We start from the raw sequence: 22,741 nt of genomic DNA on the forward strand, positions 1-22,741 counted from the left end.
TATTTTCTTAATTTTACTTTCTATGAAACTATCTTTTAGTTATATCATCATTATTTTTTCAACTTTTTTCTTTAGTGATTGTACGTTAATTAACTACGATTATTCTAAAGCTCCACTTACACAAGAAGAAAAAATTCACCTTAGCGTTAGTGATAGTATTCAAGCAATATTAAAGAAAACTCATGGCGCTAACTACTTTCCCTACACCTTCAATCAATTAGAAGTTGACAAACCGACTGCCTTTATCACTTTAGACAGTTTATACAACGAAAGAAAAATAATTGTACAGCAGAAAAAAAAGTTAAAAGACTCTTACGATAGCTTACTTTCTATTTGTAACCATAAAATTGAAATGCAAAAAGAGCAGATAAATACGCTTCAAGTATACCACACTTATAAAATGGAACATATTTACATGGTCAAGTCCCAAGAAAACTATGTTTTATATGAACAGTTATTTATCCTTTTCCCCAATTATCAACCTAAAGAGATTCAAACTAAATTAATGACCTCACTTACTAATAAAGAACGTTCACTTTTTGATTATTTCAGTCTGCAAAGTCCTTTATTTGAAACAGAAGACCCAGTTTATAATGAACAAATGGATCAAATAGTTTACAAACGTTTTAATGATGCATTAGCTAATGAAACTCTCCACAAAGAAGAACTTTTACACACCATACTCTATGCTGTTAAATACATTAGGAAATATAATCGCTTTAATGAAGAGGACATTGCTAAAGAAATGGCTAGAAGGTGGTTAAGTAAAAATAATTATTCTCATATCATTCCTAAATACGGGAAGCTTATTAAAACACTAAAGCAACATGAAATTAATGGCTACGTTCTGGATGTGACGGACAAAAGAGGTCAACAAAAGATTACTTTTACTTTTGACTTAAACCTAGTCATTATCAATACGACAATACTATGAAACTAACACTTCTACTCTTCTCTACCTTTATTTTTTTCAAGCTAATTGGGCAAGTTGATTCTTATGATTATGTCAATTATAAAGGAGACACTATTCAACTAGCTGTTATTAAAGCCCCTAGTGTATGTGATTGTCACCATGCAGATTGGCGAAACAAAGAACAAAAAAAAATCTGCAACCTTACTTATGACTATGACTTTATGTCTGAGGAAGAACAGGAAGTTTACGATCAACAATTAGCGATTTGTAAATCACCAAGTATATGTGACTGTGCCAATGCAGATCAAAAAGATAAGGGGCTTTTAAAAGCTTGTAATCGAAACTATAATTATGCTAATATTTCTGAAGAACAATTGAAGGAAAACATTGAAAAGCTCAAAAAATGTCCTTCTAAAAAAGAAATGAGTTTTACAATATGTGATTGTATCAATGTAGATGATGATGATTTAAAGAAAAAATGTAATGATACTTTTTTTAACGACAGTTTAATAACTGAGGAAGAACGTCAAAACAATCTTATTCAACTCAAAAAATGTATTGAGAACCAAAGTTATGAATTAGCGGTTACCACATGTGACTGTGCTTTATATGGTGAAACAGATAAAGAGTATAAAGAAATTTGCGACAACAGGTTAAATGAAAAGAAAACCAATAAACGAGAGCTAACCCAATATTTACATGACCTAAAAACCTGTAGAGAAACTGCAACACTAGACCAATACCTTGAAAGAAAGAAAGTAGCAAAATCGGACTATAAATACACCGTATGTTTATGTAATCAAGAAGAAGTTTCTAAAGAAATCGTCAAAAAATGTAATGAAATTTGGATATACAACGAAATGAGTGAAGTCGAGCAAAAAGCTTTTTCAAATACTGTTGCCAAATGTAAAAAATAATTGATGAGCTTGTAACTTTTCTTGCCTTTCAGTTGTTATACAGCAAACTAAAATACCGATTACTCTCTTAATGAAAAGTTTTTTATTCATCCTAATATTCTCATTCTTAACTTGCTCTGGAATATCTCAATCTATTTCAGGTTATGTTTACGATAGTGAGAACCAGCCTATTCCCTTCGTTAATATTTATTTTAAAAACACTCAAAATGGTACTACGACTAATACTGAGGGGCAATACTACTATCAGTTTAATAATGCCTCTTCAGCTGTTTTAACTTTTGATGTCGTTATCTCCTCTATTGGATACAAAACCAAAGAACTTCAAATTATAATTGATAAAAATGAAGATGTAGTTCGTAACTTTTGGTTAGAAACAGACAATATACAACTGGATGAATTGGTTATCAAAGCCAAAAAGAGAGATCCTGCTTATGGTATCATTAATCAAGCGATTCAACAGAAAAAGAAATGGAAATCCCAGTACAACAGTTCTTCTTGTGACGTTTATATCAAGGCCAAAGAAATCATTAGTGAAAAAGAAAAAAGAAGAAGAAAAAGATTAGAAGAAGAACAAAAGATTCAAGCTGAAAATGAAACGACTTTTGATGTAGAAACGCTTCATAAAGAAAAACAAAAACAAGAAGTTCTAAAAATAGCTCAAGAAATGAATATGGCTGAGATTATTTTAACCAAACATTTTGAAGCTCCAAACAATATCAAAGAAATTCGGACAGCTTATAAAAAACTGGGTAATACTTATGCTTTATATTCCTTAACAACTGCCCATTCTGATTTTAATTTTTATCAGAATTTACTCCACAATGAAAAGCTTTGTGATCTTCCTCTTATTTCTCCACTTCACACTACTGCCGTGATCACCTATAAATTCAAATTAGAAGAAACAACTTTTGAGGACGATATTATGCTTTATAAAATTAAAGTCACTCCTCGAAAAAAAGGAAATGCTACTTGGAATGGCTATATTTGGATAAAGGATAAATCATTTCATATCCACAAGTTGGACTTAACTTTACAAAATGGTGGTTTAATTTTATATAATGAATTTAGAATAGAACAAGCATACCAATTCATTGAAGACTCTATTCAAGTCATTAAAAATCAAAAATTTACTTATTACTCCAAAACGAAACGTAACCATTTTAATGGAGAAACAACACTTAACTATAGTAATTATAAGATTAATCCTACTTTTGAAAAGCGCTTTTTCAAAAACGAAGTCGCTGTGACAACCCAAGAGGCCTACCAACGTGACTCTTCTTATTGGGATAAAATAAGGCCTGAACCACTTACACAAAAAGAGCAACGCTATCAATTTATTAAAGATAGCATCTATGCAGTTACACACAGCAAACGCTACTTAGATTCTATTGATTCTGTTTACAACAAGATTACTTTTATGGATGTCTTGTGGGATGGTATAAACATTACCAACCGTCAAAAAAAACAGCGTATTGGCTTTAGTTCGTTAATATCCATGATTGATATCTTTGAAATCGCCAGTCTAAGGTATGGTCCAGGAATGGATTATTTTAAAAAGTGGGAAAATGAAAAATTTCTCTTTGGTTATGGTAATGCCAATATTGGTCTTCGTAACGGAGATCTCAAAGGAATGCTCTGGCTGAATTATCGCTATGACCCCATGCACCTGGGACACTTCTATTTTTATGCGGGCAATCAATTCGAGATGCTTGTAGAGAATGATGCTTTAACCAATTTATTTGTTCGTGACAACTGGATTGAACTGAATGAGACCTATGTTGGATGGAGCAGAGAAATTGTCAATGGTGTTTATTTCTACTCTAGATTAGCTTTTGAAGAGCGCAAACCAATTGATGGCTATAAGTTTGGAACCATTACTGAAGATTGGTTTGGAGGAAATCAAGTATCCACATTTCAAATGTATCAGAGTTTATCGATGCAAAACAGGATCGCTTACACCCCTTTTCAAAAGTATATGACAGAACCCTATCGTAAAGTAGTTTTAGGTTCTAGATGGCCTACTTTTGCTTTGTATTATGAAAAAGGGTTTGACAACCTGCTCGGCTCAGATATTAATTTTGATTATGTTGAAGGTTCTATTAGTCAAAAGTTTAAACTAGGAACTATGGGGACCTCTTCCTATATTGCTAAATATGGGAAATTTACCAATACTCAAGATTTACGATATGCTGATTATATCATCTTTCCAAGGGGAGATAAGTATTTTTTTGCCTCTTTGATGCAATCTATGCAAATTCAGGATACGACCTTAACAGTTACTGATGCTTTTTTTCAAATGCATTATACTCACCATTTTAATGGCGCTATTGTTAACTTTATTCCACTTGTCAAAAAGTTAGGGTTACATTTAGCAGCAGGAGGAAGTGCTCTAATGATTCCTGAATCCAACTATTCTTACGTAGAGGCTTTTGCTGGAATAGAACGAACTTTTAAAGCACAAAGAGCTCGCTATAGAATAGGTGTTTTTGCTGTAGCTGCTGAATCCAACTACACGAATATTAAACCGCGTATTAAATTTGCCATCAACCGATACCGATTACAAGATAATAGTTGGGGATATTAAATCCCCGCCTACTGATGATATTATAATACTTGGATTACCAACCCTTTTAAATACTCACTTTCTGGTTGTGCTAAATTCACTGGATGGTCAGCTGGTTGATGCAATTGATGCAACACCCTTACTTTTCTTCTTGCTTCTATTGCTGCCGCAGCAATCGTATTCGCAAACAATTCTTTATCAACAATCTGCGAACAAGAAAACGTAAAAATAATACCACCTGGTTGAATTTTTTTCATGGCTTTTGCATTTAAACGTTTATACCCTTGAACTGCTTTATGTCTAACTCTCTTATGTTTTCCAAACGCTGGAGGATCTAAAATAATAACATCATATTGAGTATCCGTTGCTGTGATATACTCCAATGAATCAGAAACAAAGCTTTGATGTTTTTCGGCTAAACTAGGGATTAACTTTACATTATTTTCAACTAAGTCTATTGCTTTTTGAGAACTATCAACAGAATGCACTAAACTAGCCCCTTGATTTAAAGCATAAATCGAAAAACCTCCAGAGTAACAGTAGGTATTCAACACTTTTTTCCCTTGAGCATATTGGGCCAATAATTTCCTATTTTCTCTTTGATCAATAAAAAACCCAGTTTTTTGTCCTGTTTCCCAATCTATTGCAAACTCATTCTTGTATTCTATCCCTTTTTTAACAGCATCTTCTGCTCCAAATATGTATTCGTTCTTAGGATCTAGTCCAGCTTTGAACGGTAATGTCTCAGAACTTTTATCATATACAGCCACCAACTTATCTCCTAATAAGTCTTTTAAAATATTTGAAAAGACAAAGCTTAATTTCCACATTCCTATTGAATGGCATTGTAGCACTGCTGTCCCATTATAAAAATCGATGATTAATCCAGGTAAATAATCTCCACCTGCATGAACTAAACGGAAGATAGTTGTTTCTGTAGAATTAAGCAACCCCAAACTTTCTCTCAACTCTATTGCTGTGGTCAATTTCGCTCTCCAATAGTCAATGGTAATCTCTTGTTGTTCAAACTCAAAAACTCGTACACTAATGCTTCCAATTTGATAATGTCCCGTTCCCAAATATTTTCCATTTTGAGCATAAACTTCCACAACATCGCCTTCTTCAAGCTCCCCCTCTACTTGTTGAATCGCTCCTGAAAACACCCAAGGGTGAAATCTTCTTAGCGATTTGTCTTTATCCTTCTTTAATATTATTTTTGAATAGTTCATGTCGCGAAAATAAGAATTATTTAATCAACTAAATATCGTGACATACTTTAATTATAAGACACTTTTGTTTCTTCTAAATTTATTTAAAATAATATGCCTCGAATTATCGAAAAAAAACTAATCAATGAAGAAATTCAAACGCTTTTTGAGTTTACTCAAGATTTTGAAAAACGTGTACAGTGGGACTCTCAAACTCAATCTATTAACTATATAAATGCTGAAAAACAACTCAAAAAGGGAGCACAAGTCACTGTCATTTCAAGTAATGGAGTAAGAATGGACACTGAGTATACAACATTCACACCTCCTCATCAAATTGCGATTAAAATGTTAAATCAGTCTCCTATCTTTCGTGCTTTTAATGGGAGTTGGATCTATAAACGTATTTCAGCCAACCAAACTGAGTTGACTATTCTATATGAATTCAAGCTTCAACCGCTTTACAGGTTACTCCAACCTATTGTTCTCAAAAAAACACGTAAGAACATGCGCAATAAACTAGAAGATTTAGCTTACACAATTGTTAATAGATGATAAAAAATAAACTATTCAATAGTACGCTTTACTTTTTACAACTATCTTTGTGCCTATGGGAACAAATGTAACACCTTATAACGATTCTAATAAATCAAAAAAAGAACAAGTAGCGGAAATGTTTGATAATGTTTCAGGTAAATATGATTTTTTAAATCATTTTTTGTCACTTGGAATTGATCATTTATGGAGAAAGAAAGCCATTAAAATTATTGGCAAGCACAATCCTAAAAAGATATTAGATATTGCAACTGGTACTGGTGATTTTGCTATTGCAGCATTAAAAATAAAACCAGAGGAAGTAATTGGTGTTGACATCTCGAATGGGATGCTTGAAAAGGGACGTGAAAAGATAAAAAAACGTAAAGTTGAAGATATTATCACCTTAAACTATGGCGACTCAGAAGACTTACCTTTTGAAGATAATGCTATGGATGCCATTACAGTTGGATTTGGTGTGCGTAACTTTGAAAACTTAGAGAAAGGCTTAAGTGAAATGTTAAGGGTTTTAAAACCTGGAGGTGTTGCAGCTATTTTAGAATTTTCTAAACCTAAAAAATTTCCGATGAAACAAGGTTTTGGTTTTTACTCTAAATATATCATGCCTGCAATTGGAAATACTATTTCAAAAGACTCGACTGCTTATACCTATTTACCAGAATCAGTTGAAGCTTTTCCTGAAGGAATGGACTTTGAAAAAATCCTGATAAAAGTTGGCTATAAAAACATCAAGCAAGATTTAGTTTCTGGGGGTATAGCTACAATTTATAGTTGTGAGAAATAACTAATATTCCTCACAACTATAGAGGTGTATTACTTTTTACCTTGCTCAAACTTTATTTTTACAATTGTTGGTGCATAATATTTTATAATAGGTAATGCGAGTAGGGTTTTAAACATCCATCTTTGAATTCCTCTTGGAAACTCATAAGGCTTTTCTTCTATTACAGTAATATTTGATGACCATTCCTTTATTTTATCAATTTCGTTTCGATTAATTCCCCATGGCATTTTTGGGGTTGTATAATCTTTTGTTTTTTTCAAGCCTTTCATTGTTTTATTGGAGAGCCAATGCGGTATAGCATCAAACATTAAGAAGCCCTCTTTAAAGGAATTTAGCATATCTTCAATAATAGCTTTTACCTCCTTTTCATTTAGATACATAAAAAGTCCTTGAGCTGTAATAAAAACGGGCTTGTCTTTAGGAACTAAATCAAACCAACTTCTATCCAAAACCGATAATGGTGAATGAAAATGACGTTGACTTGGTTCTATAAATTGTTCTCTGATTTCTATAGATTCTGGCAAATCAACACTTATCCAAAATGCATGATCTTCCTTTATTCTAAAACGCTGAGTTTCTAACCCCTCTCCTAGATTTACAATAGTACCATCAGGAAATTCGTCTAAAAAAGCTTTTATTTCTTTATCAAAAATCAATGATCTTACAGCATGAGAAGGTTCAGCTTTTCCAAAACTTTTTTCATAGTCATAATCTATTGAGTGGTATATTTCGACACATTTATCATCTTTAATAATTGCATCATCTCGCATCGCTTCTGTAGCTCTATTATGTAGGGTCCAAAGCATTGTCTCAGGAACTTCTTTTAGGCTAGATTTTATTTGATTATTCATACTAAACATGGTTTTGTTTTAATAATGTTATGGTTGATATACTAAAGAAAAGAATGAAAATAATATTACTCCATCCTCCAGCTATTATGATTAAAAAAGGTTGTGGGAGCAACTCTATAATACCTGAGAACCAAAAGAGCACAAATGGTGAACTAAAAACAACCCATATAGGATAGCTGGTCTTTTTGGTAACAATAAGATAAGTCAATAATATGTACGCCACTAAAGACGGAAAAAACATCATATAAAATAGCATTACAGAATAGGGTTCTGCTAGACCTAACGCCTCTTGATTATCCAAAGAAGACATAAACCCTAAATGCGGAAAAAGTGCATGGAAGCTTCCTCCATACATTATTCCAAAAGAGAGTAATGCAAAAATGATTTTACCTATTGTTTTGTACTCTTCTTTTATCGCTAAGTATATTTGATAAAAACCAATAGCATATAAAAATGCAGCTAGCGGACCTATCAATCCTCCTATCATTAATCTATTATGTTCTACATTACCTAAGACTCCTACCAACTCTTCTCTAAAGTTTCCTAAATCCTCTGGAGTATAATATAAAAGCATGTCCCCCATAAACATAAGAGTAGCTCCAATTACACCTATTGCTCCTGTTATTTTTATTTTATTTTTCATTATTCTAATTTTAAAAAAGAACAATGTTCTTTTTTTGTTCAAAAAAAATTAGACGCCTAATAACGCCTTCCATCCAGCTGTACCAAAGCTGATATAATTGGACATAAATTCACTGATTTCTTTTTCTTCTAATTCATCGTGACTAACAATTTCACCTATAGTTGTAAACATCCATGAACTCAGTGTATGCAGAAAAAACGGTGATATCTCAGTATTTAAGTTAGGGTATTTAGCCTTAATATTTTTAAGGAATTCAATAGATACTACAGTATATTTTTCAGAATAAACCTCTTTAAAATTTTCTAATGAAGAACCATAGGCATGGAACAGTAATAGCCTTAATTCATTTCTAAAATTTTTAACTAAGCTGACCATCATTTCAATACTCTTTCTCTGATAATCTTCTGAGTTAAACAGTTCTAAAGAAAGGTAATCATCTTCTGTATGCTGTTCATACAAACAATCTATGTATGAAATTAATGGTGCTAAAACAGCCCTAAAAATTTCATCTTTGTTATTAAAATAATTGTAAATATTACTCAGCCCTATTCCAGACTTTTTTGATATTTCTCGCATCGAAGTATTTTTGTAGCCGCGTTGTATAAACTCTTCTTTTGCAACAACTAAAATCGATTGATATATTTCATCTTTCTTTCTCTGCATCGGATTTCAAATTCAGTGCAAATATAACATAAAAACTTTTATTTAGAATCTATCTAAATAAAAAAAATACATTATAGTGTCAAATGAATCAATTTATACTAACTACATAATAATGTAAAAAGCATTTGTCAAGGCGATATAATCGGCAGTATAATCGTGTCTTTTTCCAGTTTCAATAATCAACTCCTCTTCTATTACCTTTGCTACTAGAGTATTTGTTAATTCAAAAACAATGCGATGTGGTGCTTTATGTGGAACAGGTTTAACCCATGTTTTTCGCTTTAAATGTAGACCATAATTTACACATTCTTCAATACATTTTTCAGCATTTTCTACAGGTAAAATCATCGCTAAAACGCCATTTTTAGTTAGGTGGTTTTGAGCAAAATTTAGAATATCTATATAATGCAAAGAATCGGTATGCCTAGCATTATTTCTATTAGCTGTTCCTGCTTTTAAACTATTTTCAAAAAATGGAGGATTGGAAACCAACACATCAAACTTCGCATTAGGCTGAAACGATTGTAAAGAGGTGTTAATGAGTTCTACTCGATCTGCCCAAGGAGATTCTTGAATATTGAATGCAGCATCAATCATTGCATCTTGATTAATTTCTACAGCTGTAACTTTTGCATGAAGATTTCGCTGTGCTGTCATTAAAGCAATAACTCCTGTTCCAGTTCCTATATCCAAAATTGTTTTTGCATCACCAACGTCTACCCAAGCTCCGAGCAAAGTTCCATCAGTACCAATTTTCATTGCTGTATTATCTTGTCTGATATTAAATTGCTTATATCTAAAAACTCCCATGAACGCAAAAGTAATAATAAAAAAAGAGGAAGACTTTTACAGCTTCCTCTTTTCAACCAATTACAATTCACTATTAATGAATTATTAATTTTTTAATGAGTTGATTCTCTCTATCAGCTGGTAAAAACCTGATATAATAAATTCCAGCACTTCCTATTTCATCACTACTTAAAGTCATGAAAGGGTTATCTATCTTTTTACTTAATACTAACATCCCAGTAGCGTCATAAATATCATAAGCGGTAAATTGCTGTTGATCGTCAAGCACTTCTATATTAACTTCTCCATTGGTTGGATTTGGATAAATAGCAACACTTTCTATTGCTTTATCATTAGAAACTCCAACATATTGAGGCGACTCATTGTATAATATTTCAACCTCTTGCTCTGTTAGTGCGCGATCATACATTCTAAAATCATCTATTACTCCATCAAAGTACTGAGTGGAAGTAGCAAAATAACGTCCTATTTCAAGGTTAGCTGTACTTCTATAGTCTGAATTGTTGTGTTGACTATCATAAGTTCTGGTTAGCACGCCATCAATCCATATCTTCCATACACTACCATCAATTGTTGCTACAATATGTTTCCATGTATTGTCTGTAACATTCGTATATGAATTAATATTGATAGGTACAGAATTTCCATCCCTTCCAGCTATAATTAATTTTGAATCATCAGTTACAAGATGATATCCAGCATCTTCCTGCCATATATATTTACCTGCAATCCACTGATAAGATGGAGAACTCGTTTTTATCCAAACTGACATGCTAAGTTTATCAATAACTGAATAATTATCACTTCCTATAAAAATGTAATCGTCCACCCCATCAAATAAATAGGCATTATTAGGACGTCCAAATCTATCATCAGTTAAAGTTGCCCCATAGACTACTCCATCACGTTGATGTGGAGAAGCATCATCTGCATTTCCAGAAAAAGGCAAATGAAGCAACAGGTTATTAGGAACAAGTTGCCCGTAAATCATTGTAGTGCAAAATAAAATAATAAGAGTCATTTTTGTTTTCATAATACTTTAAAATTAGTTAATAAGCATTTTCTAGTCAGTTTAAAATATTGATTGATCTTACTAAAATGATAGCCACTGAACTGATTTCAACATGATCGTCTATTTCATCAAAATTTAATGTATTCAGCTTTTAAAAATAAATAGTCTCTATCAACAATATCTACTTCCTTTTATAATAAAGTAACTATAAATTAAACGGTCTCCTTTAACTCCTTTCATTTTTTGAGTTAACGGTATCATTCTCTCATTTTTTGTGCAAAAAAAAACTCAAAACAAATTGTTTTGAGTTTTTATAAAAATTAATTGTAAGCCTACATTGGCCAAATAATTGTCTCTTCATCTTTCCAAAGTGGACTCCACTGAATCTCTGATAATTCCCCCTCTTCAAACCAAAAGTTAATGCTCTCTTTTTCTAATGTTACTACACTATGATTAGGAATATCATCTGTAGATAAGTCTTCTAACACAGCATTATTAAAACCTTTTATTTTTAATAGATTCATCAATGAATCGGTATCCAAATCAATTACTTTTTCTCCTTCAAAAGTTGAATTTTCAGAACTAGAAGCGATTGTTCCTAAACGCCATTCATCATCTTTATCAAATGAAAAAGACAACTCTAATTCGTCATAATGCCAAGCTTCTGTATCTTCTTCTTCTCCCCCCTCATAAGAAAAACCATCTTTTTCATCTGGCTGTCCTAAAATCTCTACTAATTGGTCTCTAGTGATTCCAAACTTAATTTCACCTAAACCTTCTCCTATTTTTACTGCTGTATGTTTCATTTTAATGAATATATTTTTTTGCAAATTTAGTGGTTTTAATTATATAAAGTATATATACCTAACACATTGTTAATAAATGGAGTTATTTTTAATTAAAGCATTCCTTATCTAACATTAACCAATAGTAACTATTGGTTAATATACGCTGCCAGATCTTCCAACTGTTGATGGCTTAAACGTTCTAAAGTATAATTGGGCATGTATGGTCGATACCCCGGCAAAGCATACGTCCCTTTTCTGGTGATATTATACAAAGAAAAATGATTATGTCCTTTTATATTTTTTTTGAGGTGCTTTAAATCAATCTTATTTTGATCTAACGTATAATTGGTTACTCTACCTGTAGCATGACATTGCATGCAACTAATTTCATAAATTAACTTACCATTTTCTGCATTTCCACTAGAACCATATCCTCTTTTATCTTCTGATAAGGGATCTAAAAATGTAGCTGGCGAATATTGTAGATAAAACGTTTTTATCCATTGTATTAGTTCCTCATTTTTTTGCCCTGGTTGGTAACTGTTTAATTTGATGTAATCTGCTTTTGTTAGTTTTAAATCCTCTAGCTTATATTCAATACTATACAAATAAGCCATGACAGCTTTCAACTCCCATTCTTCAAAAGCTCTCCCTTGAGAACATTCTACTGTACACAGGTGAATGGCATTAACTAATGTATCTTTTGCAGGTTTTACTAGATCTCCATACTTTACTTGATAATCATCATTATACCAATGTTCTCTATTCACCATGCCATAAAATGTAGTACCAGATAAAAAAGGAATGTTATTTTCTACAGCATAAGCTAATCGTGCTTCAGGATCACTTTTTCTCAAATCGGGATCTTCCATCATCACATTATGACAATCAATACACGTGAAGTACTTTGACTGTAAACTCGATTTTTTACCATCAGATTTTATAGTCCTACCTTTTGTTACAATTTCTAATCCTTGTCGAATTAATTCTGGACTAGATTCAGTAGCATAATGAATTGGTTTTTCATCACCTAAAGCCATTAACACCTTCGTTAATGATGATTTCTCAGAAAACTGAACTTTTCCACTATCTGTTGGCATAAAGATTATCCCTGAAAAAATAGTTGCTACAAGTATTGATATTAGTTTCATGGTACTTAAATTTAACTCAGTAAACTTTCGTCTACAATGTTAGGCAAGGTAACTTTTAAATTTGGATTACGCTGCATTTCTCTTTTAATCGCAAACATCGCTTCGTCATTTCTTGCCCAACTTCTTCGAGCTATTCCATTGTTTACATCCCAAAACAACATTGATTTTAAACGTCGATCAGCATCTGTTGAGCCATCTAACGTCATTCCAAATCCACCATTTATGACTTCTCCCCATCCTACACCACCACCATTGTGAATACTTACCCAAGTTGCACCTCTAAAAGAATCTCCTATCACATTATGAATAGCCATATCAGCGGTAAAAGAAGAACCGTCATAAATATTACTAGTCTCACGATATGGAGAATCTGTTCCACTTACATCGTGGTGATCTCTTCCTAATACCACTGGTGCTGATAATCGGCCATCAGCGACAGCTTTATTAAACGCTTCAGCTATACGCATTCTTCCTTCAGCATCAGCATATAAAATCCTAGCTTGAGACCCTACAACTAATTTATTTTCTTGAGCACCTTTAATCCATTGGATATTATCTTTCATTTGCTGTTGAATCTCCTTAGGCGATTCTTTAATCATCTTTTCTAAGACTTCACACGCAATAGCATCTGTTATAGCTAAATCTTCAGGTTTTCCAGAGGTACAAACCCATCTAAATGGCCCAAATCCATAATCAAAACACATTGGACCCATAATATCTTGAACATAAGATGGATATCTAAAAGTTCCTGCCTCTTCATCATCAAAGACAGCTGCACCTGCTCTTGACGCCTCTAATAAAAATGCATTTCCATAGTCAAAGAAATACGTTCCTTTAGCAGTATGTTTATTAATCGCATTGGCTTGCCTTACTAACGACTCTTGAACTTTATCCATAAATAACTCAGGGTTATTGGCCATCATTTCATTCGATTCCTCAAATGATAAACCTACTGGATAATACCCTCCTGCCCATGGATTATGCAATGATGTTTGATCAGAACCTAATTCAACGTAAATATTCTCATCATCAAACTTCTCCCATACATCTACAATATTACCGTCATAAGCAATAGACACCGTTTCTTTATCAGCTTTAGCTTTTCTTACGCGTTCACATAATTCATCTAAATCGGCTATTACTTCATCTACCCAGCCTTGCTCATGTCTTTTATAGGTTGCTGCTGGATTAACCTCTGCAGTTACAGAAACTACGCCTGCTATATTTCCTGCTTTAGGCTGCGCGCCACTCATACCTCCTAAACCTGCTGTTACAAACAGTTTACCAGCAGTTCCTTTATCATCTATTTTTCGACAAGCATTTAACACCGTAATAGTTGTACCATGAACGATTCCTTGAGGCCCTATATACATATAAGATCCTGCTGTCATTTGACCATATTGTGTCACTCCCAACGCATTAAACTTTTCCCAATCATCTGGTTTAGAGTAATTAGGAATCATCATTCCATTGGTTACTACAACTCTTGGAGCATCTTTGTGTGAAGGAAACAATCCCATAGGATGTCCACTATACATCACTAAGGTTTGTTCATCTGTCATTTCAGACAAATATTTCATGGTTAATAGGTATTGAGCCCAATTAGAAAACACCCCACCATTTCCACCATAAGTAATTAATTCTTCTGGATGTTGAGCTACGGCTGGATCCAAATTATTTTGAATCATCAACATAATAGATTTTGCTTGTAACGATTTCCCTGGATACTCATCAATAGGACGTGCATACATTTTATAAGATGGGCGAAAACGATACATGTAAATTCTCCCATATTGGTCTAATTCATCTGCAAACTCTTTGATTAATGTGGAATGATGCTTTTGATCAAAATACCTTAATGCATTTTTTAAGGCCAACTTACGCTCATTTTCAGACAGTATCTGTTTACGTTTAGGCGCATGACTGACCTTATTATTTAATGGTTGTAAAGCCGGTAATTCATTAGGGATTCCTTGTTCTATAATTTCTTTAAAGTTTAGCATTTATGTGTAGTTTGTATCTAATTGAATGCTAAAAATCGGGATTTTTTAAGAGATATACAAGGGCTTAAGGGTCATTTAACAACGTAGTTAAACAATATAAGATTACTTTTATTTAAAGTAATTAAACAATTGCTTCTATACTGAAGTTTCTTCCATTAAACAAGACCTCATCTCCTTGCTTATGATTTAGCAATGCTTGTCCAATTGGAGATACAGGAGAAACTCCAAAGTAAAGCGTGTTCTCCACCTCCATTTTTCCAATACTCACAGCTAAGAAATAGTTACCAACATTGGTAATAACCAAAGCTCCTAACTCTACTTTTTCACATGTTTTAGCAGGATTAATCAGTCCAATTGCTTGTTTGAGTTTATTTGCTTCGGCCAATTGAATTCCATTTTTTTCTGTTTCCAATTGAGCCATTGCTCTGCCTGTCTCATGTTTATCACCCGCACTACTTTTCACTTCAGAATTTGCCGACTCCTGAGCATTTTTAATCGCTAAAAGACTGTTATTAATCCGCTGATCAACATAGGCTACACTTTGTTGATAAAGCCTCTGTTTTATTACCGCTAATTCCATTTACTTTCAATCAAGAATATCAACTCATATATATTACCAACCTCCAAATGAACAGTTAATGCTGTGCATATTTTCAGCAGCCTTTCCTCCCATTAATTTTGCTAATTTAAAGTTGCGACAAGCTTCCTCGGTATTTCCTAATTCTTGTTGACATACTCCTCTATTGTAATATGATTTATAATGACTATAATCAATTGCTATTGCTTTATTAAAATATTCAATAGCCTCTTTGTACTCATTCTTACTAGCCAAAATTGTTCCTTTGATAAAATTCGCATCTAAATTCGATAATTTATTCAATTTTAACGAAGCGTTGATATCTTTTAATGCTTTAGACAGTTCTCCTTTATTGGTAAAGTAGCGTCCTCTTTCATTTAGAGCGGCTATACTTTTCTTATTCTTAACCAAAATTGCATTTAAATCATTTAACCCTTCTGCCTCCATTCCTAAATCAAAATAAGCCTTAGCTCTTTTTAACAAAGCTTCTTCATCTGAAGGGTTTTCTCTTAATTGACGAGTTGTTTGTTGAATTGTTTTCTTATTCAATTTTGCCTGATTATTGATTCTCCAATTTTTATCAACCAATTCCATTTCTTTAACCAAATGTGTTGCTCCTGCATATTTATCCATTACCCATAATACATATTTAATATCTACCATGATATTTCGGCATATTTCTCCATCAAATTTGATATCACTCATGGTACTTTCCCAACTTCTATCAAAGTTGATTCCTATTAAATGTCCTTCTGCATTTAAAGCTGGACTCCCCGAGTTTCCTCCTGTGGTATGATTCGATCCTAACAAACAAATTCTTAAGTCGCCATCAGTAGCATAAGGACCATAATCTTTACTATTCCACATCTCTCTCATTTTAGCTGGGATTTCAAAATCCTTATTCCCTGTATTATTTTTCTCGATAATACCATCCATTGTGGTAAACCAAGTATACTCCATTCCATCTCTAGGTGCTGTCCCCTCTATTTTCCCATAAGTCAGTCTCAACGTACTGTTGGCATCAGCCCAAAATTTAACTTCTGGAAAATGTTTCATTTGAGCTGCTAAAAATTGACGCATCAAATCATCCAAAATCATCGACTCTCTTTTATAAGCTGGTTTTGTCTTTTCTCTACTTTCAATGATACTTTGAGCCAAAATATATGCTGGATCTTTTAAGATGGTCTTTCGAATCTTTTTCTTACTTCCAGACAACAATTTATTGACCTTACTTTCACTCGTCAATACCGATTTTTGATAAAGATAATCTGCATAAGCTTCTACGTCTAATTGGCCATTCTTCGTTTTAAATTTCATCGCCATTTTTTTCAATACCTCTGGTAATAAATCTTGATCAGCATAAGCTATATATAAAGGAACCAATTTCTTAAAAATTGCTTTATCTACGACTACATCATAGTTTTTAAAGTATCCTTTTAAACCAGCCTTTTTCTTAGCTAAGGTTGCATCATAAATTTTCTGATTTTCAATTTCACGCTGTTTCTTCTCGTCTTTCGTATATTTACCCGGAGGTGTTGGCTTATCAAATAATTTATAAAAACCATCAGCATATCGAATAATCTCAGGTCCATAATAATACATTTCAACAAACAAAGAATTTGCCTTTTTCAAGGGTAACATTTTTTCATCTTGTTTAATTAAGCGATATAAAATGTCTTTTTCGTCTCCATTTTTAGGGACACGTTCTAAATATTCTTTTTCAAAGCTTCTTTTCTGCTCTAATACATCTTTCTTTTTTAAACCTAAATTTTGTCCTATCCACTTTTTATAAGCATTACTAATCCTAGATTGTTTTGCCGCATATTTAATTCGAGTTGCATCAGAAGCTGCCATTGCCGCGTCTATAACTGATAAACTTTGTTTTCTCATTTCAATACGAGCTGGGTTAATTACATTAATGTAATCCTCTACAGCTTTAGATGATAAATACTGCTCAGTTACTCCAGGAAAACCAAAGACCATCGTAAAATCATCTTTTTGTACTCCTTCCATTGATACTGGCAACCACTTTTTGGGGCTATAAGGAATATTTTCTACTGATGGTTCTGCAGGTTCATTGCTTCTATTTGCATAAATTCTAAAGACAGAAAAGTCTCCTGTATGTCTTGGCCAAACCCAATTATCGGTATCGCCTCCAAATTTACCTATTGCACTAGGAGGGGCACCTACTAAACGAACATCTTTAAACGTTTTGGTAACAATCATATAAAACTCATTCCCATAAAAAAATGGTTTAATTACTGCGTCATAATTCGTTCCTTTTACTGCATTCTTTAATAGTTCCTGTCCATTTCTTTGACGGATGATATTTGCTTGTGTAACATCCATATTTGTGGTTACACCAATATTCAACTTAGCAGTCACATCTTCTATTCGCTCAATAAATGTTGCGGTTAATCCTTTGTTAATTAACTCTTCGCTCTTTGACATAGCCCAAAAGCCATCTTTTAAGTAATCGTTTTCTAAAGAACTATGTTGCTGAATATTATAATAACCACAATGATGATTAGTTAAAATTAATCCTTGATTAGAAACAACCTCTGCTGTACACCCTCCTCCAAAATGAACAATAGCATCCTTTAAGCTGGAATGATTTATCGAGTAGATATCTTCTGCAGAAAGTTTTAATCCTTTTGCTTGCATATCATCCTCCAAGGCTTTTAACAATGATGGGATCCACATTCCCTCATGTGCCAAAACAGTTAAATTGACAATAAATACACTTAATACTAAACCTATAATTCTCATATCTTTATATTTTCCTTTTCTATTTGCAAAAATGAATCCAATAAGAAAAACTCAATTGAATCCAATTGAGTTTTTCCTTTAATGTCCACAATTATTATGTTGTTCTTCTGCTATATATCCTTGAAGCGTCCCTGCTATCAATTGCTTGAGAACTTCTTCTATATTAGTTTCTTCAATAATAAATGCTACTGTTCTTTTTTCTTTCAATCGTGCAGTCACTAATGCACTAATATCATGCGTTAATAACATATCTACTTCAAAAATTGGATGTACAAATATTTCGACAGCTCTATCGACAAAAATATTGTAGAGGTTTTGCCCCTCTTTTAGTTGAATGTATTCTTGATTAACAACAACTTTATTTTCTATTGTATACACCCAATACTTCAAACATTCATCTGCTTTCCCTGATATATTTGTTTGATCAGTAGATGTTATCGCTACTTTCATGCTCTTATTTATAAACTCCCATATCGCAGAACTTATCTATACGCTGTTCTACTAGATCATCAACTGGAACTTCACTTAGTTTTGTAATGTGTTTTTTTAGTTCAGTTTTAATTTTCTTATACATTTTCTCTGGGTCTGCATGCGCACCGCCTAAAGGCTCTTTTATCACCCCATCAATCAATTTGTTCTTCAACATATCTTTTGAGGTTAATTTCAATGCATTAGCAGCTTGTTCTTTATGATCCCAGTCTCTCCATAAAATTGAAGAACATGACTCTGGAGAAATTACCGAATACCAAGTATTTTCTAACATTAATACTTTATCTCCAATTCCTATTCCCAAAGCTCCACCAGAAGCTCCTTCTCCAATGATAACACAAATTACTGGAACCTTTAATTTCATCATCTCATAAAGGTTACGAGCAATTGCTTCTCCTTGCCCTCTTTCTTCAGCTTCCAGTCCTGGAAATGCACCTGGAGTATCAATTAAACAAACAATAGGTTTATCAAATTTCTCAGCAAGTTTCATTAAACGTAAAGCCTTTCTATATCCCTCTGGATTCGCCATACCAAAGTTACGGTATTTACGCTCTTTAGTATTTCGTCCTTTTTGTTGACCTATAAACATCACCGTTTTCCCGTCTAAAGAACCAAATCCACCAACCATTGCTTTATCATCTTTTACATTACGATCACCATGTAATTCGATAAACTCTCCTTTAGTAATCGCATTAATATAATCTAAAGTATATGGACGTTGTTGATGACGACTTACCTGAACTCTCTGCCAAGGCGTTAAATTGGCATACAACTCTTTTGTCGTATCCTCTAATTTTTGAGAAAGTTCTTCAAGAGTAGCTGAAACATCTACTTTACCTTTCTCTCCTACTTCTTTTGTCTTATCTATTTGCTCTTGAATCTCCTCTAACGGCTTTTCAAAATCTAAGTATATTTTTTCTTCCATTATCGTCTGTATTTTATCAAATCATATAAAATGACTCGAATGCACAAAATTAACAATTCTTTCGGTAGGACAAACACTTGTTGATAAAAAGTAAAAGGATTGTTTTAAAAACTTACAATTACATTATTTCTTTTAACTTTATAGTTCCTTATTATACCTGCCAATGGGAAGAAAAACTGTAGATAAAAAAAGATATGTAGATAAAGCTGTTAAAGATCGATACACAGTAAAATTAATGGTTTATTTTCAAAATAACGGGCTAACGAATGCTTCAATGTCTGAATTGGCAAAAGAGCTAGGTATTAGTAAAACTACACTATACAATCATTTTAAAAGTAAAGAAGAAATGGTTGAAGAGGCCGTAAAATACAAATTAAAAGTTATTGGAGAATACCAATCCGTTATTGAAAACATAACCCTGCCCTATACTGAACGCTACAGAAAATCAATGCTCTTTTTTTGTGTTCAAACTTTCGATATTTCTTCTTTAATTTTAAGTCAATTAGAAACAGATTATCCCTCTGTATGGAAAAGAGTTCAAGTATTCATACGGAATGTAATGCTAGATTTAATTAGTTACTACGAAATAGGTATTGATATTGGCGTATTTAAAAAAGATGCTAACCCACTGTTATTGAGTTTAAATGATCAACAATTTTTTGATCTATTAGCCAATAAGAATTTTTTAAAAGATAACAACATTAAAGTCTTAGATGCTTTTAACCATCACTACAGCATCAAGTTTAATGGTTTAATTATTGGGTAACTTAAATGAAAAAAGGAGAAGTAAATACTTCTCCTTTTCTTTTATTTCAGCACATTGACATGCCCCATTTTTTCTACAGTTTGATTCGTTACATTTGAATAGTAACTTATTTTCCATACATAAACTCCTGTCTTTACATTTTTGTTATTGTGTAAACCATCCCATCCTTTAGATGGTTGATGTGCTTCATATATTAACTGTCCCCATCTGTTAAAGACATAAAAGTTATAATCTTTCGCTTCTATCCCCCTATCAACAGGATAAAACACATCGTTTTTACCATCTCCATTTGGTGTAAATGAGTTAGGTATATAAATATGTTCTGCCTCTCCAACTTCAATTGCTTTAATTATCGTATCTGAACATCCCTCTTCATTTTGTACAATTTGAACAACTTCATAGGTACCAGCGTTAGTATACCAGTACAATGGATTTAAAGAATCTGATGACATACCATCTCCAAAATCATAACTTACTGATGAAGCGCCAACTGACTCATCTGTAAATTGGAGTTCTAACAACTCCATAATCTCTTCTTCCGGCTCATAGCTAAAATTAGCAATTGGTAATTCATTAACCGTAATTGAACTTTGAACGTCTGAAGTATCTCTACAACCTCTGTCTGTCGTCACCACTAAATTAATAGCATAAACTCCTGTATCAGGGAAACAGAACACCCCCTCAAAATCTTGAGTCACTTCTTGGTTAATTCCATTAATAATCCATTCATAACCTGTAATATAATAAGGGCTTTGGACATACGACATATTAGTAGCTGTAACACATTTTTCTAAACAAACTCTATTTTCTACAGTAAAACTGGCTGTTGGTATTGTATAATTACTTAACATCACCGTATCACTAGAGGTCGGACAAACACCGTTTGATAATGTCCAGATCAACTGATAAGCCCCTTCTTGGAAGTTTGATGCAGTAGCATTATAATCTACATCATCATAAAATAATATCTGCGTTGGATTTCCATAATTATTATCGATAGACCAAACTCCTGTAGCTGTTCCTTGAGGTTCATTACCCTCCAATACAGTTGTAAATTGCTCACAAATTATCTGATCAACTCCTGCATCAGCAATTGGCTGATCATATATGGTAATCACAACGGTATCTGTTGCTGGTGTACAAGTTCCATTACTCACGGTCCATACTAGTTGATACGTCCCCTCTTGGAGGTTATTAATATCTGTATCAAATTGTGTAGCATCTATAAATGTGACTGCACTTGGTTGTACATGAGAAGCATCTTCACTCCACATTCCGGTTGCGGTTCCTTGAGGAACATTTCCTGCTAACGTTGTCGTATAGATATTACATAAATCTTGATCTACTCCTGCATCAGCTGTTGGTTGGTCATAAACTCTTATCACAACGGTATCTGTTGCTGGTGTACAGGTTCCATTACTCACGGTCCATACCAGTTGATATGTTCCTTCTTGGAGATTATTAATATCAGTATCAAACTGTGTCGCATCTGTAAATGTAACTGCACTTGGTTGTACATGGGAAGCATCTTCACTCCACATTCCGGTTGCGGTTCCTAGAGGTTGATTTCCTGCTAACGTTGTGGTATAGACATTACATAAATCCTGATCTACTCCTGCATCAGCTGTTGGTTGGTCATAAACTCTTATCACAACGGTATCTGTTGATGGTGTACAAGTTCCATTGCTAACGGTCCATACTAGTTGATATGTTCCTTCTTGGAGGTTATTAATATCAGTATCAAACTGTGTAGCATCTGTAAATGTAACTGCACTTGGTTGTACATGAGAAGCATCTTCACTCCACATTCCTGTTGCTGTTCCTTGAGGAACATTTCCTGCTAACGTTGTGGTATAGGTATTACATAAATCTTGATCTACTCCAGCGTCAGCTGTTGGTTGGTCATAAACTCTTATCACAACGGTATCTGTTGCTGGTGTACAAGTTCCATTGCTCACGGTCCATACTAGTTGATATGTTCCTTCTTGGAGGTTATTAATATCAGTATCAAACTGTGTAGCATTTGTAAATGTAACTGCACTTGGTTGTACATGGGAAGCATCTTCACTCCACATTCCAGTTGCGGTTCCTTGAGGTGTGTTACCCGCTAAAGTTGTTGTATAGATATTACATAAATCTTGATCTACTCCAGCATCAGCTGTTGGTTGATCGTAAACATTAATGACCATGGTATCTGTTGCTGGTGTACAAGTTCCATTGCTAACGGTCCATACCAGTTGATACGTCCCCTCTTGGAGGTTATTAATATCAGTATCAAACTGTGTGGCATCTGTAAATGTAACTGCACTTGGTTGTACATGAGAAGCATCTTCACTCCACATTCCTGTTGCCGT

At 33.3% G+C, this 22,741-nt stretch carries 20 protein-coding genes; 6 read left to right on the top strand and 14 right to left on the bottom strand.

The annotated features are described in order from the left end of the window. Positions 1-22 precede the first annotated feature (22 nt). From N4A35_05045 to N4A35_05055, 3 genes are all read left to right on the top strand, one after another. Positions 23-934: a hypothetical protein gene (locus tag N4A35_05045; protein ID MCT4580766.1), complete on the top strand. Its 912-nt coding sequence runs from the start codon at positions 23-25 to the stop codon at positions 932-934. Next, positions 931-1,830, top strand: coding sequence for a hypothetical protein (locus tag N4A35_05050; protein ID MCT4580767.1), 900 nt, complete (start codon positions 931-933; stop codon positions 1,828-1,830). The genes N4A35_05045 and N4A35_05050 overlap by 4 nt, the downstream gene beginning before the upstream one ends. Before the next feature lie 70 nt (positions 1,831-1,900). After that, the gene (locus N4A35_05055; GenBank protein MCT4580768.1) at positions 1,901-4,414 is read left to right on the top strand and encodes a DUF5686 and carboxypeptidase regulatory-like domain-containing protein; all 2,514 of its coding nucleotides are present in this window, start codon (positions 1,901-1,903) and stop codon (positions 4,412-4,414) included. A 20-nt stretch (positions 4,415-4,434) separates the two neighbouring features. Here N4A35_05055 and N4A35_05060 read toward each other — a convergent pair whose 3' ends face one another. Next, positions 4,435-5,622: a class I SAM-dependent rRNA methyltransferase gene (locus N4A35_05060; GenBank protein MCT4580769.1), complete on the bottom strand. Its 1,188-nt coding sequence runs from the start codon at positions 5,620-5,622 to the stop codon at positions 4,435-4,437. Between the two features lie 93 nt (positions 5,623-5,715). On the opposite strand from N4A35_05060, the gene N4A35_05065 reads away from it, so the two are divergent. Together N4A35_05065 and ubiE are read left to right on the top strand one after the other, a co-directional pair. After that, entirely contained in the window at positions 5,716-6,156 is a 441-nt protein-coding gene (locus N4A35_05065) for a hypothetical protein (GenBank protein MCT4580770.1), read from the top strand. Positions 6,157-6,211: 55 nt separating this feature from the next. After that, on the top strand, positions 6,212-6,940 hold the full coding sequence (gene ubiE, locus N4A35_05070; protein MCT4580771.1) for a bifunctional demethylmenaquinone methyltransferase/2-methoxy-6-polyprenyl-1,4-benzoquinol methylase UbiE: 729 nt from the start codon (positions 6,212-6,214) through the stop codon (positions 6,938-6,940). Between the two features lie 29 nt (positions 6,941-6,969). Here the strand turns inward: ubiE and N4A35_05075 are convergent, their stop codons facing one another. The 12 genes from N4A35_05075 to N4A35_05130 form a co-directional block, all read right to left on the bottom strand. Then, positions 6,970-7,791: a class I SAM-dependent methyltransferase gene (locus tag N4A35_05075; GenBank protein MCT4580772.1), complete on the bottom strand. Its 822-nt coding sequence runs from the start codon at positions 7,789-7,791 to the stop codon at positions 6,970-6,972. A gap of 1 nt (position 7,792) precedes the next feature. Beyond that, entirely contained in the window at positions 7,793-8,434 is a 642-nt protein-coding gene (locus N4A35_05080; GenBank protein ID MCT4580773.1) for a hypothetical protein, read from the bottom strand. 48 nt (positions 8,435-8,482) lie between these two features. Next, positions 8,483-9,097, bottom strand: coding sequence for a TetR/AcrR family transcriptional regulator (locus tag N4A35_05085; protein ID MCT4580774.1), 615 nt, complete (start codon positions 9,095-9,097; stop codon positions 8,483-8,485). 102 nt (positions 9,098-9,199) lie between these two features. Next, a complete protein-coding gene (locus N4A35_05090; protein MCT4580775.1) occupies positions 9,200-9,907 on the bottom strand; it encodes a methyltransferase in 708 nt (235 codons plus the stop codon). 73 nt (positions 9,908-9,980) lie between these two features. Beyond that, positions 9,981-10,940, bottom strand: a complete 960-nt coding sequence (locus tag N4A35_05095; GenBank protein MCT4580776.1) for a T9SS type A sorting domain-containing protein — start codon at positions 10,938-10,940, stop codon at positions 9,981-9,983. Positions 10,941-11,251: 311 nt separating this feature from the next. Continuing rightward, positions 11,252-11,725 (bottom strand): hypothetical protein, encoded by a 474-nt coding sequence (locus N4A35_05100; GenBank protein ID MCT4580777.1) that lies wholly within the window; start codon positions 11,723-11,725, stop codon positions 11,252-11,254. A gap of 128 nt (positions 11,726-11,853) precedes the next feature. Then, positions 11,854-12,858, bottom strand: coding sequence for a cytochrome c (locus N4A35_05105; GenBank protein MCT4580778.1), 1,005 nt, complete (start codon positions 12,856-12,858; stop codon positions 11,854-11,856). Between the two features lie 11 nt (positions 12,859-12,869). Next, positions 12,870-14,861, bottom strand: a complete 1,992-nt coding sequence (locus tag N4A35_05110) for a urocanate hydratase (protein MCT4580779.1) — start codon at positions 14,859-14,861, stop codon at positions 12,870-12,872. A gap of 121 nt (positions 14,862-14,982) precedes the next feature. After that, on the bottom strand, positions 14,983-15,441 hold the full coding sequence (locus tag N4A35_05115; GenBank protein ID MCT4580780.1) for a GreA/GreB family elongation factor: 459 nt from the start codon (positions 15,439-15,441) through the stop codon (positions 14,983-14,985). 33 nt (positions 15,442-15,474) lie between these two features. Then, positions 15,475-18,207 carry a S46 family peptidase gene (locus N4A35_05120; protein ID MCT4580781.1) on the bottom strand — a complete coding sequence of 911 codons (2,733 nt, stop codon included), beginning with the start codon at positions 18,205-18,207 and terminating at the stop codon, positions 15,475-15,477. Positions 18,208-18,285: 78 nt separating this feature from the next. Further along, complete coding sequence (locus N4A35_05125) at positions 18,286-18,657, bottom strand: hypothetical protein (GenBank protein ID MCT4580782.1); 372 nt, start codon at positions 18,655-18,657, stop codon at positions 18,286-18,288. Between the two features lie 4 nt (positions 18,658-18,661). After that, positions 18,662-19,621, bottom strand: a complete 960-nt coding sequence (locus N4A35_05130) for an acetyl-CoA carboxylase carboxyltransferase subunit alpha (protein MCT4580783.1) — start codon at positions 19,619-19,621, stop codon at positions 18,662-18,664. Between the two features lie 163 nt (positions 19,622-19,784). On the opposite strand from N4A35_05130, the gene N4A35_05135 reads away from it, so the two are divergent. Beyond that, positions 19,785-20,387 carry a TetR/AcrR family transcriptional regulator gene (locus tag N4A35_05135; GenBank protein ID MCT4580784.1) on the top strand — a complete coding sequence of 201 codons (603 nt, stop codon included), beginning with the start codon at positions 19,785-19,787 and terminating at the stop codon, positions 20,385-20,387. A 41-nt stretch (positions 20,388-20,428) separates the two neighbouring features. Here the strand turns inward: N4A35_05135 and N4A35_05140 are convergent. After that, positions 20,429-22,741: gliding motility-associated C-terminal domain-containing protein (locus N4A35_05140; protein MCT4580785.1), on the bottom strand; the 2,313-nt coding region annotated here is incomplete at its 5' end.

This window comes from Flavobacteriales bacterium, assembly GCA_025210295.1.
Taxonomy (GTDB): domain Bacteria; phylum Bacteroidota; class Bacteroidia; order Flavobacteriales_D; family Parvicellaceae; genus S010-51.